Below are 20,756 nucleotides of genomic sequence, written 5' to 3'. Positions count from 1 at the left end.
AATTAAATGATACTTAATCTAAGTGTAAACTTAACAAAAGTACTATTAATAATCTGTACTTACAGAGTTTTATAATTTTAAGTTAAAAGCTAATGACAGCTAGCTTGGACTCGATAAATAATTAATTGAGCAGACGAGAGCAGGCGTTATTTATAATGTCATTTTTAGTAATTTTCAAATTGAATACTAAAACTTATTTATACCAGTCAATAATTAGCTAATAGTGATTGTTCCATGTTGAAAGTTGTAATCGATGCTACTCCAGTATCTGCCAAACCTAGTGGTGTAGGGTTTTTTGTAGCTAATTTAATTAGTTCTCTGAGTGATTTACAATACTCTGAGAATTTTAGTTTAGGGCTAGTTTTTCAGCCAGGATTAAAAAGCTGGTTACGTGGTGGCAAAAGTTTACCCGATTCTCTGAAATCATACTCAAACGTCAATTTTTTCCCGATGCCAGTGAGGGTATCAGATTTATTGTTAGCTACAGAAAATAAATTTCTTTTTTCTCGCTTTGAAAAATATTTTGGTAATTCTCATATTATTCATGGCACAAACTATTCTGTGTACCCTTGCCGTAAAAGCTTAAAGGTCATGAACTTGTATGACCTAACTTTTATGAAATATCCTCAATATGTTGATTCTGTTGTTGCGAAATATACACAAAAAGTGCAACGATGCTTGAAATGGACAGATTTAGTAATGACTATTTCTGAAAGCTCAAAACAAGATATTGTTGAGTATTTGCATGTAGACCCAGATAAAATACATGTAACACCGCTCGCGAGTCGTTATCATTCTAATAGTCTGTTAGGTCGAAAGACTGAAATGCTTTTAGAAAGATTCGATTTTGATTTTTCACGACCATATTTATTATTTGTTAGTAATATTGAGCCGAGAAAAAATATTAATTCTTTGATTGAAGCGTTTAATTATTTAAAGTCAAAATATGATATCCCTCATAATTTAGTATTGATAGGTAAAAAAGGTTGGCGCTACGAACCTGTATTTACAGCTATTGAGGATTCTCCTTGGAGCGATTCTATTCATCATCTTGACTATTTATCTGATGATTTAGTGGCGTTATTTTATTCTAAAGCTGATGTTTTTGTCTATCCATCGCACTATGAAGGGTTTGGATTACCTGTACTAGAGGCAATGACTTTAGGGGCGCCTGTAGTCAGTTCTAACTGCTCCTCAATTCCAGAAGTCGCAGGTGATGCAGCTTTACTTATTAATCCTTCAGAACCACTAGAATTAGCTGAATCGATTCTTAAAATTATTAGTGATTCTCATTTGCGTCAAGATTTAATCATCAAAGGCAAAGAAAGAGCAAAATTATTCACGTGGGAAAGAACAGCAAGACAAACATTACAGGCTTACAAGAGTCTTATAGAACCAAGAGTGAAGATTGAGGTTTAAGAAGTTTAGATGTCATCCGACAAGATAGATAAGTTGAAATTGAAGCAAATCAGGTGTGGAATAGTTTGTTGGCACCACTACAAAGAAACCAAAATGCTTGTAAGATGTCATAGTGCTTGTGTATTGCGTTAACGACATAGTCTGAAGGGCTATGGGTGTAAATATTGATTCGATATCGTACTGATTACACAAATAAAATTGTGTAGTAAATAAAACAAGGTATCAATTAGCTTGATGTTTACTTAGTAAAAGTGGTGAAGGAGTATGGCAGAGCGTAAGCGGGTGCTAATTACGGGTATTACAGGTCAAGACGGTTCTTACTTAAGCGAACTGTTGTTAGAAAAAGGCTACGAAGTCCACGGTATTATCCGCAGGACATCAACTTTTAATACCGACCGTATCGACCATCTTTACACTGACCCGCACAATGAAGACGCGCGTTTGTTTCTTCATTATGGAGATTTAACTGATGGCACTGTGATGCGGCGTATTCTTGAGCAAGTTCAGCCAAAAGAAGTTTATAATCTTGGCGCCCAGTCGCATGTGCGTGTAAGTTTTGATTCTCCTGAGTATACTGCTGATGTAGTAGGCATGGGGACTTTAAGATTATTAGAAGCAATACGCGATTATCAGCAAAGAACCGGCATTGAAGTACGTTTTTACCAAGCTGGTTCTTCTGAGATGTTTGGTAAAGTGCGCTCAGTACCGCAATCTGAAGAAACTCCTTTTTACCCTCGCAGTCCCTACGCTTGTGCCAAGGTATTTGCTCATTGGCAAACCGTTAATTATCGTGAATCGTATGGATTGTTTGCCAGCAACGGTATTTTGTTTAATCATGAATCTCCAAGACGTGGAGAAACATTTGTAACTCGTAAGATTACGCGAGCTGTCGCGCGTATTTTAGCCGGAAAGCAATCCAAGCTTTACATGGGTAATCTTGATGCCAAACGTGACTGGGGTTATGCCAAAGATTATGTTAAAGCAATGTGGCTGATGCTACAGCAGAATGTACCCGATGATTATGTAGTAGCGACTGGAGAAACGCATTCAGTACAAGAGTTTTTGGAGATAGCCTTTGGGTATGTCAACCTCAACTGGGAAAATTATGTTGAGTTTGACGCTCGTTATTTGCGCCCAACTGAGGTAGATTTATTAATTGGTGATGCAACTAAAGCAAAGCAAAAGTTGTCATGGGAACCATCGGTTAGCTTTGAACAACTAGTAAAACTAATGGTTGAAGCTGATTTACAAGCATTAGGCTTGGTTGCAAATGGAGTCGGGTTATCGAGTCCGCTTGATAATGCTATTATCCGGAAAAGCTTAGTTAACGCAATAATTTAGTTGTTCCTTTTATGTGTATGGTGTCATGGGCGAGGAGTTAGCAATTTCACTCAAAAACGTCTCGAAATGTTACAAGCGCTATGGGCGCCCGGTGGATAAGCTTAAGGAAGTTTTACTACCAGGGAAGAATTATGCGGCTGAGTTTTGGGCACTTCGGGATGTTAATTTAGAAATTCCCAAAGGTGAAACTGTAGGAATTATCGGTCAAAACGGTTCTGGCAAAAGCACACTGCTACAAATTATTGCTGGAACGCTCACACCAACCACTGGTGATGTATTAGTCAATGGTCGAGTATCGGCACTATTAGAACTAGGTAGTGGATTTAATCCTGAATTTACTGGGCGCCAGAATGTCTTTTTTAACGGGAGAATTTTAGGGTTAAGTCAAGAAGAAATAGAAAATAAATTTGATGAAATAGTAGCTTTTGCCGATATTGGAGAATTTTTAGACCAACCTGTAAAAACTTACTCAAGCGGGATGTTTGTTCGTTTGGCATTTTCCGTGGCAATTAATGCGAACCCAGATATACTTATTGTAGATGAAGCACTAGCAGTCGGAGATATTTTTTTTCAACAGAAATGTTTTAAATTTTTGGAGAAATTAAGGGAGAAAGGAACTGCAATTCTTCTTGTTAGCCACGACAATCAGGCAATTTTAAAACTATGCGATCATGCTGTGATTTTGCAACACGGGCAATTAACGCATTCTGGGCAGCCGTCAGAGATAGTACCTAAATATATTGAACTTTATTATAGTCAACATACTGAAGAATCCGCACCAACTATACTTTCTCAAATTAATACAATAGCAGAGATGGGAATAGACTATATAACTGATATACCTGAAGGTTTTGTACAACCAGAAAATTTCATTTGTGAATTTCCTAACAAAAATAGATACGGAAGCATGATTGGCTTAATTAATGGAATTTCTATATCAGGTATTGATGGGAAAATAAAAAAGATTTTTGAGGTTGGCGAAGAATTTATTTTATCTGTAAAAATTAGTTCACACCAGGTAGAGATTTGTCCACTTAATATCGGATTTCAAATTCGAGATAGACTGGGGCAGATGATTGTAGGGACGAATACATGTATGTTGTCATTAATTATAAATCAAGGAAAGTTTGGGCAACCTTTGATCTGTCAGTTTCAAACCAAACTACCAATTTATCCTCAACAGTATACTATTCAAGTAGCCGTTGCAGAATACGAACATGATGCAAAAGTTATATATGATTGGATTGACAATGCTACAGTAATAGATGTGATATCAAATTCTCGATTGAAACAGTCAGGAATATGCTTTCCCGATATAGTTGTTGCTAATGTATAAGCTATCAATTATCTTTTTTATTTTATCTACTAATGATTAATATATGAAAAGTGAGAATAAGCAATGATAATAATCGATGTTGGCGCTCATGATGGGACTAAGTTATCAGTCCCAATGGCTCAAGATAGAAACAACTTAGTATATGCAATTGAGCCAATACCTGAATTAGCGGAAAAAATCCGTTCTTATCAGTTGCCAAATATAAATGTTTTTTGTACCGCTATGGGTGCATACGAAACGACATCAAAGTTTCATGTGAATCGTGATAACCAAACTTCATCTCTACTACGAGCAAATTGTCAAGGCAATTGGCAACCTTATGTACAGAATCTTGAAGAAGTAAAAAGCATAGAAGTTCCAGTTACTACATTAGAATCATTTATAAACAAAAATGGTATCGCGGAGATAGATTTATTAAAAATAGATACTCAAGGTTTCGATTTCCAAGTTCTGAAGGGAGCAGGTAAGTGTATTCATAGTATCAAAAGAATTTTACTTGAAGTTCAAACTACGCCTTTGTATGAAGGCAGTGCAGGTAAAGATGAAGTTGTAGACTATTTAACAAAAGTTGGATTTCGTTTGGTTAGATCTATTTCTCAAACGGGAGGATTAGAAGAAAATTTAGAGTTTGTCAGAGTTAATCGCTATCCATTAATTAATAATCTAGAGTATTTAGACGTATTAGTTCCGTATGTCGGTATTATATCTACTACTAAAAATGACTATGTAGGTCAGTTACTAGAACAAGGAGTTTTTGAAAGTCCAGAATTAGCTTTTCTGTGGCTGTATTTACGACCAGGTGATACATTTTTTGATTGCGGCTCTCATGTAGGTATTTTTTCATGTGTTGCTGCAAAAAAAATGAAAAATAACGGTAGGATTATAAGTTTTGAACCGAATAAAATTTCTTATGAAATTTATAAATCGAATCTTGAAAGACTGGAATGCGAGTGTTTTACAGCGTTAAATATTGGTTTATCCGATAAAGGAGGTACTGCCGAACTACTTCTAGGGAAGTCTGGTAATTCTGCATTTAGTACTTTCGCGACAGAAGCAAAATTGCATACACAAATAGGTGATGGAAAAGTAGTAGTAGAACTATCAAGGTTAGATGATATTATCGAAGAATTAAATATTGATAAAGTAACTCTAGCTAAACTTGATGTCGAAGGTTGGGAATATTTTGTTCTAAATGGAGCCAATCAAGCAATCGAAGCAGGTAAACTTCCTGTTTGGATGATAGAGTTTACTGAAGCCAATGCAATTGCGGCTGGTACTAGTACTAAAGAATTGCGTCAACTTATAGAAAGTTTTGGTTATCATCTCTGCCGTTTTGATGCCACTAATTTTCGTTTAGTTCCTGAATCTCATAAGTTAGAATATTTGTATGACAACTTGTTTGCAGTGGCAAATATTGATGATGTCAATACTCGTCTGAGTAGTGCAGAACCTGAATTTTTGGAATTAGCAAAAGATCTAGTATCGAGATGGGATATAGCGATTAAAGCTAGACAGTTTGATTACATCGAACCACAAGTGGGAGTATGTGAAGCTGATCGTGCTGATCGTTTAACTGTAATTAATAAACTATCTCCACAACTACAAGAAAGTGAGGCTGACCGTGCTGCTCGTTTAACTGTAATTAACCAATTATCTCAAAAAATAGAAGAAAGTGAGGCTGACCGTGCTGCTCGTTTAACTGTAATTAACCAATTATCTCAAAAACTAGAGGAAAGCGAAGCTGACCGTGCCGCTCGTTTGGGTGTCATTAATCAATTATCTCAAAAACTAGAGGAAAGCGAAGCTGACCGTGCTGCTCGTTTAACTATGATTAACCAATTAACTCAAAAACTAGATGATACTGAAGCTGTCTATACTAAGTACAATCATCAAATTGAAAAATTATCTAACCAAAACCATCAATTTCTAGAAATATTACAGATACTTCAAAGTCAAAGTGTTGCTAATCTCCAGGTAGTTGAACGATTATCTGAGCAAAACCAGCAATTGCTAGAACATCTGCAAAATAAGCAAAGCGCAAATAGTCTAGTTAAACAATCGATACATCGATTGTTAGTGTTCATTAAAAAGCTTCTTAACTTGACAATACAGGAAACACCAAACTCATGACTGACAAATTACCTCAAATTAGTATAATTGTCCCCTCTTTTAATCAAGGAAAGTATTTAAGTCATACTCTTGAGAGTATTTTTTGTCAGGAGTATCCGTTTTTAGAAGTGATAGTCATGGATGGCGGTTCTACTGATAATAGCGTAGAAATAATTCGCTCCTATGAGTCAAAATTAAAATATTGGCAGAGCCAGCCTGACGGAGGACAATCAGCAGCGATTAATGCTGGAATAAAATATTGTACTGGAGAAATCGTAGCGTGGTTAAATTCTGATGATTACTACTGGAGTAATTGTTTGTGGACGGTAGCACATGCATACCAAAGTTTTCCTGAAAGAGGAATTTATATTGGCAATGGTTTACGGTACGACCAGGCAAGAGAACGTTATACCCCATTCAGTCGGCGCCATTTAGTCATGAATCGGGAGGCATTGCGTCAAGGATTAGATTATATTTTGCAACCGTCGGTATTTTTTCTGCGTGACGCTTGGAATGAAGTTAAAGGACTTAACGATAAACTGCGCTTTTGTATGGATTGGGATATTCTCATCCGTATTAGCGAACATTACCCAGTTGTATTAATTAACGAATTTTTGTCTGTCAGTCGGGAGTACGAGGAAACAAAAACTAGTACTGGTAAACTAAAAAGAGCCTTTGAAATCGTTCAAATGATTCAGGGCTACTGTGAGGTGGAAGCAACTCCAGGTAGTTTGTATTACATGTTAGAAACGCTGCTGGATGTAGCTAATACTTCAATACCAGCGTTACGCTACCACGTTTATGAGGGGATAAAAGAAATTAGGCAGTATTTCGCACAGCAATATGGTAACGAGGATGGTTTCCCCGAAACAGGCGATTTACAAGATAGTGTTTATTTGCCTATTCCAATAGATGTTGGCAGTCATGCCCCTCGCCCTAACTTTGCCGATTTACCTTTTATAAGCATTATTGTTCCCTCGTTTAACCAAGCAGAATTTTTAAGTCAAACCTTAGAGAGTATTATTAATCAAGGCTACCCAAAATTAGAAATTTTAGTATTTGATGGTGGTTCTTGTGATGGCAGTGTGGACATTTTACGCTCCTTCCAAGAACACCTAACTTACTGGAAGTCGCAGCCCGATAATGGTCCAGCAGACGCCATTAACCAAGGCTTTGCAATTGCAAAGGGGGATATAATTGGCTGGTTAAACTCAGATGACATGCTCGCTCATGATGCTCTTTGGGAAGTAGCTCAGGCGTTTATAGAAAAACCTGAATTAGATATGGTTCTGGGTAATGCTCTTTATATTGATGAGGAAAATAAGTTACAGATAGTAAACCACGGGTGTTATCGCACAGGGCTTTACTACGGGGAAATCAAGCCAACAGAATACATTCCCCTCTACTGGGAGTACGTCCATGCAGTGCCGCAGCCAACAGTATACTTTAAACGACACTTGTTGGAAACCTGCGGCAAACTCAATGAATCATACAATTATATCTTTGATTTTGAACTCTTTTACCGCTTTACTAGCAAAGCAAAATTCTACAAGTTGGAAAGGACGCAGGCATTCTACCGTATCCATGCAACAGCCAAGACTAGCGATTGGAACAAGTTTTTGATTGAACTATATAGCTTTAGCAGGCCTTTTTGGCACCAGTTACCTTCATTTCAATTTAAATCGCTACTGCGTGATTACGTCGGGAAATATATGCTCCGCAACTACGGTACACAGCGGCGTAATCTTCGTTTTTGGGCGATAGCTTGTCTAGTCGCACTTTCCACGCTTACTAAAATCGGTAATCCGGAAGCAATGCAACCTTGGTTATTCCCGGCACCTAAGAATGTGGTTCAAGATAAACCACCGACCTTAAAGCCGAACCTTCTAACTTCAGTATCCACTCCTCAAACCAATTACAACATAGACCGCAGTAATTTACGCTACTTTTCCGTGTTTTGCTCGTTCTTTTTACCTTGCCACCCTGGTTATTCAGGTGGAGAGATTAGAGACTTTCATCTTATACGTCAACTGTTAACACTAAGTAAGGTCGATTTTTTTGCAGCACAAGAAAATTCTTATAAAGACCGAGAAAACTTACTACTACCATTGTTAGAAAATCACCATACTGTAGGAAACATTGCTGCACGCCAAACTGACTTTGTGCCATTTACGCCATCTAAAACTAGTTTGCAAAAGCATATCATTAACAAAATAAAATCTACAATCCTACCATTTTTAGCAGATGGTTACCATCAGGATGTAACAGGAATATTACCAATTTTCTCAACCTATCTTGCTCCTGCTATTCAAGAAACATTAGAGCGCGAACAACCTGACTTTTTCTTTGTCAGCCCTCAGTTAAATCCTGTAGCGCTAAATCTGAAATTAGTAAGTCTACAGACGAGATTAATACTAGCATCGTATGATGTGGAATGGGTAAGAATTAAACGTTTGGTAGCCTCGCAAAAAGGTTTGGCGAGATTAAAAATGTCTGCGGAAATTCGTCGCGCAGCTTCCTTCGAGAAAGAGAATCTGGCGAACTACGATGGTATTATCGCTGTTAGCGAATTGGACAAACAGATTTTTGTAAAGGAGTATCGCTTTGCGCCAGAACGTATATTGGTTGTCGAAAATGGCGTGGATCCTCAATACTTTAGTTTCAACGAACGTCTACCTAATACTCCTCCCAATATTATTTTTGTAGGCAGTTTTAGCTATTTACCTAACCAGCAAGCTGCATGGCGGCTAATACGTCAAATTATGCCACTTGTACGAAAGCAATATCCCAATGCCCGTCTTTGGATTGTTGGTCAATACCCTGATACGCAACTAATAGCACAGCATGACGGTCGCAAGATTATCGTGACTGGCAAGGTAGAAGATGTTAGACCTTATCTTGCCCAAGCTTCTGTCCTCTGCGTTCCGTTGATATCTGGGAGTGGTACAAAATACAAAATATTGGAAGCTTTAAGTGCAGGGGTGCCAACAGTTTGTACTCCTCTAGCCCAAGAAGGTTTAAACCTTGAAGACGGCAAGGAAATTTTAGTTGGGAAAACTGACCAAGAACTAGCAGCACGTGTTATACGTTTGTTGAACAACCCAGAACTAGCAGCGACCTTGGCAAGTTCCGGGCGCCAAGTAGTTGAACAGCAATATACTTGGGACAGCAATCTCAAAAAAATAGACGACTGGCTTGAATTCCTAAAAACAATACCTCGGAATAATTTAAAAGCTGTTGTCTAAATATTTTCACATATAGCAATTTATGAATTTAAAATTTAGTGTTATTACTCCCTCTTTTTGCCAGGGACGTTTTATAGATCGCACCATTAAAAGCGTACTTTCTCAAAATATTCCTGATATGGAATACATCATTTGTGATGGAGGAAGTGATGATGAAACACTTGAAGTTATACAAAAATATAGCGATAAAATTCGCTGGGTTTCTGAACCCGACAAAGGGCAAGCTGATGCTGTAAACAAAGGTATATCCTTAACTTCTGGCGAGATTATCGCCTGGATTAATTCTGATGATATTTACTATCCTAATGCATTTAGCACCGTTAAACACTTATTTGAAAGTAACTCAGAAATCGAAGTGATATATGGTCACGCTGACTGGATTGATGAGTATGATCAAGTTTTGCAGCAATTTCCTACAGAATCTTGGAATTATCAATATTTAAAAGAAATTTGTTTTATTAGTCAACCTGCTGTATTTTTTAGACGTTCTTTAATTCAAAAATATGGTAATTTAGATGCATCGCTTAATTATTGCATGGATTATGAACTATGGCTGCGCTATGGCGAGTATGTTCCTTTTTATCAAGTACCTCAAAAATTTGCTGGTTCTCGTATGTACAAAACCAACAAAACTTTAGGTAAAAGATTAGAGGCTCATTGTGAAATAAATCAAATGCTCAAACAGAAATTTGGTAGAGTTCCTGATTGTTGGCTTTTTGCTTATTCATTAATGAAAGTAGAAGAAACTACTAATCTAAACAAATTTGATAACACCCAACTTAGGGAATTTACTAAAGTTTTAATTCATACTACCCTAGAAGAATTTTATCATTACCAAAATCAAATTTCCGCGAAATTATTATTAAAAATTATATTTTGGTGGTTATTCCCTCACTTGTCATGGTTTAGAAGAAGCAGCTGATTAGATACTTAAAAAAGGCAAAGAAAGAGCAAAATTATTCACGTGGGAAAGAACGGCAAAAGAAACATTAAAAGCTTATAAGGGTCTTGTGGAACCAAGAGTCAAGATTGAAGTGTAAAAGGCAAAGACTCGTTGGCGCCACTATCTGCGAAACCAAAAAGCTTGTAATATGTCATAGTGCTTGTAGAAAGCGGTAAAGGGATATGACAGAGCGCAAGCGGGTGCTAGTTACGGGTATTACGGGTCAAGACGGTTCGTATTTAAGTGAGTTGTTATTAGAAAAAGGCTATGAGGTTCACGGTATTATCCGCAGGACATCGACTTTTAACACCGACCGTATCGACCATCTTTATACTGACCCGCACAATGAAGGGGCGCGTTTGTTTCTTCACTATGGAGATTTAACCGATGGCACTGTGATGCGGCGTATTCTTGAGCAAGTTCAGCCAAAAGAAGTTTATAATCTTGGCGCCCAGTCGCATGTGCGTGTAAGTTTTGATTCTCCTGAGTATACTGCTGATGTAGTAGGCATGGGGACTTTAAGATTATTAGAAGCAATACGCGATTATCAGCAAAGAACCGGCATTGAAGTACGTTTTTACCAAGCTGGTTCTTCTGAGATGTTTGGTAAAGTGCGCTCAGTACCGCAATCTGAAGAAACTCCTTTTTACCCTCGCAGTCCTTATGCTTGTGCCAAGGTATTTGCTCACTGGCAAACGGTCAATTACCGCGAGTCATATGGATTGTTTGCCTGCAATGGTATTTTATTTAATCATGAATCTCCGAGACGCGGTGAAACATTTGTTACTCGTAAAATTACACGAGCCATTGCCCGCATCTTAGTAGGGAAGCAAGAAAAGCTTTATATGGGTAATTTAGATGCTAAACGCGACTGGGGTTATGCCAAAGATTATGTGATGGCAATGTGGTTGATGCTACAGCAGAATGTACCCGATGATTATGTGGTAGCGACTGGAGAAACGCATTCAGTACAAGAGTTTTTGGAAATTGCCTTTGGGTATGTTAACCTCAATTGGGAAAATTATGTTGAGTTCGACGCTCGTTACTTGCGCCCAACTGAGGTAGATTTATTAATTGGTGATGCAACTAAAGCAAAGCAAAAGTTGTCATGGGAACCTTCTGTCAGTTTTGAGCAACTAGTAAAGTTAATGGTTGAAGCTGATTTACAGGCACTAGGCTTAATTCCAGATGGGGGTGAGTTATCCACTGCCCTTAATAATGCTATTATTCGGAAAAGCTTAGTTAACTCAATGATTTAGTTGTTTATGAGCGTGTGCATGGTGTCATGGGCGACGAGTTAGCGATTTCACTGCAAAATGTATCGAAATGTTACAAGCGTTATGGGCGCCCGGTGGATAAGCTAAAAGAGGTTTTGCTACCGACGAAAAATTATGCCCAGGAGTTTTGGGCATTGCAAAATATTGATTTAGAAGTACACATTGGTGAAACTGTAGGAATTATTGGTCAAAATGGTTCCGGCAAAAGCACACTGCTGCAAATTATTGCCAGAACCCTTACACCAACTACTGGTAATGTGTTGGTGAATGGACGAGTTTCGGCGCTTTTAGAACTTGGTAGTGGATTTAACCCTGAATTTACTGGGCGCCAAAATGTGTTTTTCAATGGACGGATTTTGGGGTTAAGTCAGCAAGATATAGAAGCTAAATTCAATGAAATCTTAGCCTTTGCCGATATTGGCGACTTTATTGACCAACCTGTAAAAACATACTCTAGCGGTATGTTCGTGAGATTAGCATTTGCTGTAGCAGTGTGTGTTAATCCTGATATTTTAATTGTAGATGAAGCACTCGCAGTAGGTGATGTTTACTTTCAACAAAAATGTTACGAAAGACTAAGACAACTTAAAGACTTGGGGACAACCATTTTATTTGTTTCTCATGATTCTACCTCGGTATATAGACTTTGTACAAGAGCATTGCTGTTAGAGTCGGGGAAATTAATACTTGATAACCAACCAAAGCAGGTCATTGATTTGTATGAAGCAAATCTTTTAAAGAAAAATGATGTAGATTCTAAATCTTTAGAAATTAAAATCCTTTCTTCCTCAGAATCTATCTCCAATTCATCTAATACGTTTGCCAATGAAGTCGTCATTAATCAACCGGAAGTAGATTTAAAATTTGTGACTTTGTTAGATGAAAATAACCAGGAAATAGATTCAATAATTAGCGAAGATAAAATAGAAATATCAATTGGATTATTGTTTTTAAAATCATTCGATGATCCTCACGCAGGTTTTAAAATAAGGAATAAAACAGGAGAAGTGGTTTTTGAAACTAATACTTACTGTATGGGAATAAAGATAGGCAAAGTCGAAAGCAATAGTTTTGTTAATTTGCGATTTAATTTCTACGTGCCATTAATTGAAGGTGAGTACACAATTTCTGTGGGTCTTACAGATACAGGATATGGAGAGGGGTTATTTGAACGAACATTAATTTACGCTCATAATGTTAGTGCTTTCAAAGTATTAAGAAATAAAAATTCTATTATTTGGTCGGGAGTCGTTAACTTATATCCATCTCTATCTATTTCAAAACAAGCTTATGTTTGATTTAATTATACAAAAAGCAAACTTTACAGAATACAATTTTCAAAAAACAGCTAACAAAAACGACCCACTTAGCCATCTTTTTGAAGATTGGATTGATTATTACAAATTAAAGTGGGCAATAGCTAAAGTCTTAAATCCTTCTAGCATTTTAGAAATAGGAGTACGTTTTGGTTATTCCGCAGTAGCTTTTCTTGAAGCATCTCCATCAGCTAAGTATGTTGGTATCGATTTAGATACAGATTCTTACGGTGGAGTTAAAGGAGCTATTGATTGGGCAAGACAAATTACCCAACAATATAATACCGAGTTTATAGTTGCCGATACACAAAGCATGGAATTTTTTCCCGGTGATGTGTATGATTTAATTCATGTTGACGGACAACAAGATGGTGATAGTTCTTTTCATGATTTAAAATTAGCTATTAAGCAAGCACGGTATGTACTTGTAGATGGCTATTTTTGGACACGTCCAAATTTTCTGGCAGTTAGCGATTTTTTATTTCACAATGTTGATTTACTAGATTGGTATGGTGTCATACCAGGTTATGCTGGAGAGTTACTTATAAAAGTATCAGAAAATTATTTAAGCCAAGCTAATAAATTTACAAGCAAAGCTTCTTCAAGCTTAATGATTCGTCAAACTTATACTGATGAATACTTTACTCAGGATTGTGGAGGTTTTGATGCTTATAGTAAAAATCAAGGAAAACGACTAGAAGATGCAAGATTGATTGCCGTAGCGAATATTTCCAGTTTTAAAAAATCTGGTCGTGTACTTGACTTAGGTTGTGGAAGAGGAGAACTAAGCTACTATTTTGCTCGTCAAGGTTTTGCCGTCACATCTGTTGACTACTCACCAAGTGCGATGAAATTGGCAAAACAATGTTTTGAAAAAGAAGATAAGTTACAAAAAAACGTGGAATTTATATGTGATGATGTATGCAATATTATATTACAACATAAATATGACTTAGCAGTTGCATCCGATTTGATAGAACATTTAGCCTTTGAAGAAGTAGATAAGCTGTATCAAAAAGTCGCGACACATCTTAAGTCTGATGGATTATTTGTTGTACATACTTTTCCAAATCTTTGGTATTACAAATATGAGTATTCACGTCGAAGAAAGATTGCAGCTTCTATAGGAGCTTATTTACCTAAAGAACCGCGTTCAAGATACGAGCAACTCATGCATATTAATGAGCAATCACCAGTTGTTTTGAAAAAGCAGTTAAGTAAATACTTTAAGTATGTATATTTATGGTTCGGATGTCCAGAAAATCCTGGTGGCAGTTTAATCAATAAATTTTCTATTAAAGAAATGCGTCAAGCTCCTAGCTTATTTGCAGTTGCTTCCCAACAACAGTTAAATTACGAGCAGTTAAAGAATACATTACAAATGTCACCCTTACCTGATATCTTGCCAGGTAAAATTAATTTGCTTGTGAAATCTTATCCCATGATGGTTAGTGTTGATAGCGAGTTTGAAATTGAGTTAGAGATTCAAAATACCAGCGAATTTATTTTAAATAGCTGTGGGCAAAATCCAGTTCATATTTCATACCATTGGATGAGTAAAGATCACGAGTATCTTGTTTTTGATGGCAAAAGAACTAAAATAATTCCTGTTTTGTATACAAATAAAGGTTTGAGTATAAAGCTTTTTGGACATCAAGTTAATAAAGGAACATATTCGGCAACGGTACAATCGCTGTCTAATACTGGAAGTTATGTGTTACGAATTACACTAGTACAGGAAGGCGTGCGCTGGTTTGATGTTAAACCGACTGAATTATATCAAGACCTTTACATTGATATAATAAGTAATTAGTTTGAGATTTCGTTGGCGCCAAATTTTATATATAATTTATTAAATATATTATTTTGGTATAAAATAAGTTTTATATATGTAAAGCATTATTTTGTTTATAAGGAGTAAATAATGATAGAATCCAATATTAAAGAAATTGATGTTGATGAATTAAGGCAAAGAATTGAAAATGAGGTGGCTCAACGTAAATCAAGGATTGAGCAAAATTTATCTAAGCCTTTTATTGCAAATATTCAACCAAGAGTAAACTTAATCAAGCATAAGTATATAGAAGCTTTGCTAAACAATGCAAGTAATAGAGCATCTGTACGTACAAAATTACCCGATACATTTAGTCGTATCCCTTTCAATATAGGTAAAATAATTGAAAAATTTCTTTTAAAAGCATTTAATACCCTTTTTAAAGATCAAAGGGAAGTAAATCTTAATTTAATTCAATCATTGCGAGAATCAGTAGCATTAAATCAGCAGTTGACTGAAGAAGTTAATACGCTTAAAACAGAAATAACAACTCGTTTAGTTAGTATAGAAACAAGTGTTAAAACATTAGATAATCAAATTCAAACTCTAGATAACTTTTCTCAGAGTTTGGACAAGCGTTCTCAGTATATGGATGAACGTTATATCAGAAATGATAGTTATCTAAAAAGAGAACTAGCTCAACAAAAGCATTTAATGACAAGATTTTTAGAAGAAGCACAAAAGTTTTTACCTAACCAGTTTAACCAAGCTCAACTGCAAATTTTGACTGACAATAAATATTCACTTGATGCTTTATATGTTGCATTTGAAGATAAATTTAGAGGCAGCCGTGAAGAAATTTATAATAGATTTAATATTTATTTACCTTTAATTGAACAAGCAAAAATTGGTCAATTTGATGCACCTATTTTAGATATTGGATGTGGTCGTGGTGAATGGTTGGAATTATTACGCGAGTCTGGATACTCGGCAACAGGTATAGATACTAATAGTGTAATGCTAGAGCAATGTATAAATAGAGGATTAGAGGTTATAGAAGAAGATGTAATTAAGTATATGCAGTCATTACCAGATGAAAGTTTAGGCGCCGTCACAGGTTTTCATATTATTGAACACTTAGCATTTGAGGATATTTTGAAGTTATGTACTGAGACATTAAGGGTGTTAAAACCAGAAGGGTTAGTTATTTTTGAAACTCCTAATCCAGAAAATGTATTAGTAGGTACCCATAATTTTTATATTGACCCCACTCATCGCAATCCTTTACCCAGTATTACAATAAAATTTATTGCTGAATTTATTGGTTTCTGTAAAGTGGATATTTTAAAACTTCATCCTTATCCAGAAACGCTAAAACTGAGTGGTTCTGCGGAAGCTGAACGTTTTAATGATTATTTTTACGGGGCACAAGATTACGCTGTTGTAGGGTATAAGTTATGACTATAATCGCAATTGTTACTCCTTGGTTTGGCAAGGATTTAAAAGGAGGAGCAGAGCAACATGGTTGGCAAGTGGCAACACGTCTGGCAAGTCGAGGTCATCAAGTTGAAGTATTAACAACTTGCTCCGGCGCCTTTAGTCAAGATTGGAGCGTTAACAGTCTAAAAGCAGCGGTTACAAAGGAACAAGGTGTTACAATTCGTAGATTTCGAGTTGACTCTCGTGATAAAAACACTTTTGACCAAGTTAATGGTTTAATGTTAAATTTGGCATCTCCACTACAACCAGGAGTTAATCCAGTTAGTTTAGAGGAATCATCCATATTTGTTACTGAAAATATTAACTCCACCGAGCTACTAAATTTTTTAAAAGATCAACATAAAAATTATCACGCTTTTATTTTTTTACCCTATCTTTATGGGGTGATATTAAATGGCTTACCAATTGTTGCAAATAAGGCTTTTCTACAACCTTGTTTGCACGATGAGGTTTATGCTTATTTACCCCAAGTTGCCAATATTTTCCATATAGCAAAAGCATTACTATTTATTAGCGAGGGAGAAGCTAGGCTAGCAACCAAGTTATATGGCCCAGGTATTATTAATAAAAGTACTGTGGTAGGCGCCGGAATAGAACCAGGCGAGTATAATAATCAAGAAATAACAATAAAAAATTTTCAACCAAAACAAGAACGGTTTATACTTTGTTTAGGTCGTCGCGACCCGACGAAAAATACAGATTTATTAATTAGAGCTTTTGCAAGTTTTAAACAGCAGTACCAATCGAATCTCAAATTAGTTCTGGCAGGACCTGGGAGTACATCTTTTAATGGTTTTGCTCCAGACTTAATCGATTTGGGTTTGGTTGAAGAACATGAAAAAGAAGCATTGTTAGCAAACTGCTTTGCGTTGTTTCAACCAAGCCAAAACGAAAGCTACTCGCGCGTAATGATGGAAGCTTGGTTTTACAAACGACCTGTTGCAGTTCACGGAGATTGTTTAGCAACTTCAATGGCTGTAACATCTGCTTGTGGAGGTTGGATAGCAAGAGCAGAAAGCGAATGGACAGAACTATTTAGTCACATAGATACTAACAGCGAACAAGAGATGATTGACTTAGGAACTAAAGGTTATATCTATGCTCAAGAAAATGCAGTGTGGGATAAAATTATTCAACGTTATGAACATAAATTAGGAGTTTCCTTACAACCAGCAGTTGCTACAACAAAGCCAAAAGCTAGAAAACTTCAAGAAATTCATCAACTTTTGCCAAATCTTGCCTATGGTGATGCAATCTCAAATCAAGCTATAGCAATTAGAGATTATTTACGCAATTGCGGTTATAAGTCGGATATTTTTGTTCGTTACCTAGATGAGCGAGTCAAAGACGAAGCAATAGTATTTAATCCAAAGAGTATAAACCGTAAAGCGGGCTTAATTTACCATCATTCCATTGGCTCAGAGTTAACAGATTTTGCGATTGCTCATCCAAGTCATAAGTGCTTAATTTACCATAATATTACACCCGCAAAATTTTTTGTACCTTATCGGCCAGAGTTTGCAAATATTTTAGAGAAAGGTCGGACAGACCTCAAGCAACTAGCTCAGTACTTCCCGGTATCAGTTGGAGATTCAGAATATAATGCTGCTGAACTTGCTGCGAGTGGTTTTTCTCAACCAGGGGTTTTGCCAATTATGGTAAATCCAAGTAAGTGGGATATATTAGCAGACGCTGAACTAATGCAAAAGTTACAAGACGGTAAAGCTAATTTGCTGTTTGTGGGTCGTTTAGCTCCCAATAAGCGACAAGATGATTTGCTGGAAGCATTCGCACATTATTTAACAATGGATTGTGATGCACGCATTATTCTTGTAGGATATGGTGATGTCAGTGACCCTTACTACCAACATTTAATTAATACAATTAATCGATTGAACCTAGGAGATTTTGTACTCTTACCAGGACAAGCAAACGATGCTGAGTTATTAGCTTATTATCGAACAGCGCATTTGTTCTGGTCGATGAGCGAGCATGAAGGTTTTTGTGTACCAATAGTAGAGGCGATGTGGTTTGATATTCCAATTTTAGCTTATAAAAGCACTGCCGTACCTGAAACATTAGGAGAAGCTGCGTTCATGTTTACTAGTAAAGATGATTTGCCTCAAATAGCAGCATTAGCGAAGCTAACCGTTCGAGATCAAAAGCTACGTGCAAAAATTATCAAAGCACAGTGTCGTATAAGAAATAGATTTTTACCGCAAAACATATACAACATTTTAGATAATTTGATTTCACAAATAGAACTAGATTACCATGAATAATTACATGATAAAATTGCGTAAATTGTTCAAAAAAATTGGTCGAGTCAGCAATTTAATGTCAAAACCAGTGGAAAATTTATTTCCCTTACGTCCAGAGTTGCCCTTACCACCAGGAGTATCTGAGAAAAGTTTGTTTGATATTCTCAATTGTGTACGAGTCGAGGATGCACCTCCTCAAGAAATGGAAAACTATTGTAGAGGAGATTTTCGTCGATTTGTTTATACTTATGGATTAGTACAAGGTTTATCTGGTAAATGTCTTGAATTAGGCGCCAATCCTTATTTTACTACTATATTACTGCAAGAATTTACTAATTTGAAACTTGTTCTAGCCAATTATTTTGGTTCAGATATAGGTAATTCAATTACTCAGAAAGTAACTTACAAAGACGTTAGTTCTGGCGAAATCGTGTCAACCCAATTAAACTCAAGTCATTTCAATATAGAATCTAATAAATTTCCTTTTGAGGATGATGAATTTGATGTTGTTTTATTTTGCGAAATTATCGAACATCTGCTTGTAGACCCAGTTGCCGTTATCAAAGAAATTAAAAGGATATTAAAACCAAATGGAGTATTAATTCTGACTACCCCGAATGTAAGTCGATTAGAAAATGTCGCTCGTATGATTAGTGGCGCCAATATATATGACCCATACTCTTCATACGGCCCTTATGGGAGACACAATCGAGAATATAATAAGCATGAGTTACATCTATTGCTAAACTATTTGGGATTTAACATTGAAAAAATGTTCTCTGCAGATGTCCATGCAAATTCTACTAGTGATTATTGCTCAGTTGATGTATTAGCATCTCTTTTAAAAAAGAGAGAATTTGATTTAGGGCAATATATTTTTGTGAAAGCAATTAACACGGATATAGGAGGTAATAAAAAACCTTCCTTTTTGTATAGAAGTTATCCTGCGGATGAAATAGAATAATGACTAAAGTTGCATTTGTAGTTCAAAGATGTGGATTAGAAGTTAATGGAGGTGCTGAAAGCCTCTGTTTAATGATTGCCCAAAAAATGTCTAAGTATTGGGACACTGAAATATTAACAACTTGTGCTTTAGACTATATAACTTGGAAAAATCATTATACTGCTGGAGTTGAAAATATTCAAGGAGTTACAGTCAGGCGTTTTCCAGTTACGCAACAGCGCGATATTAAATCATTCAATCGTTTATCTGACAATATATCTCCTCGTTTGCAGCAAGCGTCTATAGAAGAACAAGAAGCATGGATGCAAGCACAAGGACCATTTTCTTTGGAAATGATTACTTATGTGAAAAATCATCAGCATGAGTACGATGCATTTATTTTTTTCACATATTTATATGCCACGACTTACTTCATCCTTCCATTAGTAGCAAAAAAAGCTTATCTTGCTCCTTTGGCTCATAATGAATGGACTATTTATATGAATATGTGGGATAAGTTCTTTGAAAAACCTCGCGGATTCATCTTCAATACACTAGAAGAACTCAATTTTCTTAAAGCGCGTTTTCCTAAAGCTAAATTAGAAGGACCAATTGCTGGGGTAGGAATAGATGTACCATCAACTTGTAATCCAGATGAATTTCGGCAAAAATACAATATAAATCAACCATTTTTTCTCTACGTCGGCAGAATTGACCCTTCTAAAGGATGTCAAGAGCTTTTTACTTACTTTCTAAAGTTACCTAAAAAAGAAAGTGCTTCTACAAAATTGGTTTTACTTGGTAAACCAGCAATGCCAATACCTAAACATCCAGATATTATTACTCTAGGGTTTGTTGATGAACAAACTAAATGGGATGCTTTAGCTGCCTGTGATTTGCTAATAATGCCATCACCTTATGAGAGCCTTTCTATTGTACTCTTAGAAGCATGGTCAATAGGTAAAGCAGTTTTAGTCAACGGAAAATGCGATGTTTTAGTCGGTCAATGTCGTAGAGCGCAGGGTGGAGTTTGGTACACAAGCGAAGATGAGTTTCAAGTAGCTATAGAAATAATCAGTCAAGAAGTAAGATTGCAATTAGGAAGACAGGGGAAGAAATTCGTTGAAAATAATTATAGATGGGACAATATAGAACAAATGTATTTAAATTGCGTCAAATATTCTTAAGAAACCCGGTTTCTAGTTTATTTGACTTTGCGGTATGTGGTATGCTAAAGAAATTTGATACAATGCCAACATTTTTAGTTTCATTTTAATTTTAAATGAATTAAT

Annotated in this window: 13 protein-coding genes; all 13 read left to right on the top strand. The window is 36.2% G+C overall.

Going from position 1 to position 20,756, the window contains the following annotated elements; genetic code table 11:
* The first annotated feature begins 234 nt into the window (after positions 1-234).
* Positions 235-1,419 (top strand): glycosyltransferase family 4 protein, encoded by a 1,185-nt coding sequence (locus DSM106972_RS09550; RefSeq protein ID WP_127080492.1) that lies wholly within the window; start codon positions 235-237, stop codon positions 1,417-1,419.
* A 264-nt stretch (positions 1,420-1,683) separates the two neighbouring features.
* Positions 1,684-2,760 (top strand): GDP-mannose 4,6-dehydratase, encoded by a 1,077-nt coding sequence (gene gmd / locus DSM106972_RS09545; protein ID WP_127080491.1) that lies wholly within the window; start codon positions 1,684-1,686, stop codon positions 2,758-2,760.
* Positions 2,761-2,785: 25 nt separating this feature from the next.
* Positions 2,786-4,096 (top strand): ABC transporter ATP-binding protein, encoded by a 1,311-nt coding sequence (locus tag DSM106972_RS09540; protein WP_127080490.1) that lies wholly within the window; start codon positions 2,786-2,788, stop codon positions 4,094-4,096.
* Between the two features lie 63 nt (positions 4,097-4,159).
* Positions 4,160-6,226 (top strand): FkbM family methyltransferase, encoded by a 2,067-nt coding sequence (locus DSM106972_RS09535; RefSeq protein WP_127080489.1) that lies wholly within the window; start codon positions 4,160-4,162, stop codon positions 6,224-6,226.
* Positions 6,223-9,450 (top strand): glycosyltransferase, encoded by a 3,228-nt coding sequence (locus tag DSM106972_RS09530; protein ID WP_127080488.1) that lies wholly within the window; start codon positions 6,223-6,225, stop codon positions 9,448-9,450. Before DSM106972_RS09535 ends, DSM106972_RS09530 begins: the two co-directional genes overlap by 4 nt.
* Positions 9,451-9,472: 22 nt before the next feature.
* Positions 9,473-10,372: a glycosyltransferase family 2 protein gene (locus DSM106972_RS09525; RefSeq protein ID WP_127080487.1), complete on the top strand. Its 900-nt coding sequence runs from the start codon at positions 9,473-9,475 to the stop codon at positions 10,370-10,372.
* 203 nt (positions 10,373-10,575) lie between these two features.
* The gene (gene gmd / locus DSM106972_RS09520) at positions 10,576-11,652 is read left to right on the top strand and encodes a GDP-mannose 4,6-dehydratase (protein ID WP_127080486.1); all 1,077 of its coding nucleotides are present in this window, start codon (positions 10,576-10,578) and stop codon (positions 11,650-11,652) included.
* A 26-nt stretch (positions 11,653-11,678) separates the two neighbouring features.
* Positions 11,679-12,968, top strand: a complete 1,290-nt coding sequence (locus tag DSM106972_RS09515; RefSeq protein ID WP_127080485.1) for an ABC transporter ATP-binding protein — start codon at positions 11,679-11,681, stop codon at positions 12,966-12,968.
* The gene (locus DSM106972_RS09510; protein WP_127080484.1) at positions 12,961-14,799 is read left to right on the top strand and encodes a methyltransferase domain-containing protein; all 1,839 of its coding nucleotides are present in this window, start codon (positions 12,961-12,963) and stop codon (positions 14,797-14,799) included. Before DSM106972_RS09515 ends, DSM106972_RS09510 begins: the two co-directional genes overlap by 8 nt.
* 111 nt (positions 14,800-14,910) lie before the next feature.
* Positions 14,911-16,221 carry a class I SAM-dependent methyltransferase gene (locus DSM106972_RS09505; protein WP_127080483.1) on the top strand — a complete coding sequence of 437 codons (1,311 nt, stop codon included), beginning with the start codon at positions 14,911-14,913 and terminating at the stop codon, positions 16,219-16,221.
* Positions 16,218-18,542, top strand: a complete 2,325-nt coding sequence (locus DSM106972_RS09500; protein ID WP_127080482.1) for a glycosyltransferase family 4 protein — start codon at positions 16,218-16,220, stop codon at positions 18,540-18,542. The genes DSM106972_RS09505 and DSM106972_RS09500 overlap by 4 nt, the downstream gene beginning before the upstream one ends.
* Positions 18,535-19,485 (top strand): class I SAM-dependent methyltransferase, encoded by a 951-nt coding sequence (locus DSM106972_RS09495; RefSeq protein WP_127080481.1) that lies wholly within the window; start codon positions 18,535-18,537, stop codon positions 19,483-19,485. Before DSM106972_RS09500 ends, DSM106972_RS09495 begins: the two co-directional genes overlap by 8 nt.
* Entirely contained in the window at positions 19,485-20,651 is a 1,167-nt protein-coding gene (locus DSM106972_RS09490; protein WP_127080480.1) for a glycosyltransferase family 4 protein, read from the top strand. Before DSM106972_RS09495 ends, DSM106972_RS09490 begins: the two co-directional genes overlap by 1 nt.
* The last annotated feature ends 105 nt before the right edge of the window (positions 20,652-20,756 follow it).

The organism is Dulcicalothrix desertica PCC 7102, from assembly GCF_003991905.1.
Lineage (GTDB): Bacteria > Cyanobacteriota > Cyanobacteriia > Cyanobacteriales > Nostocaceae > Dulcicalothrix > Dulcicalothrix desertica.
This window is presented reverse-complemented; position numbering and strand designations above follow the sequence as displayed.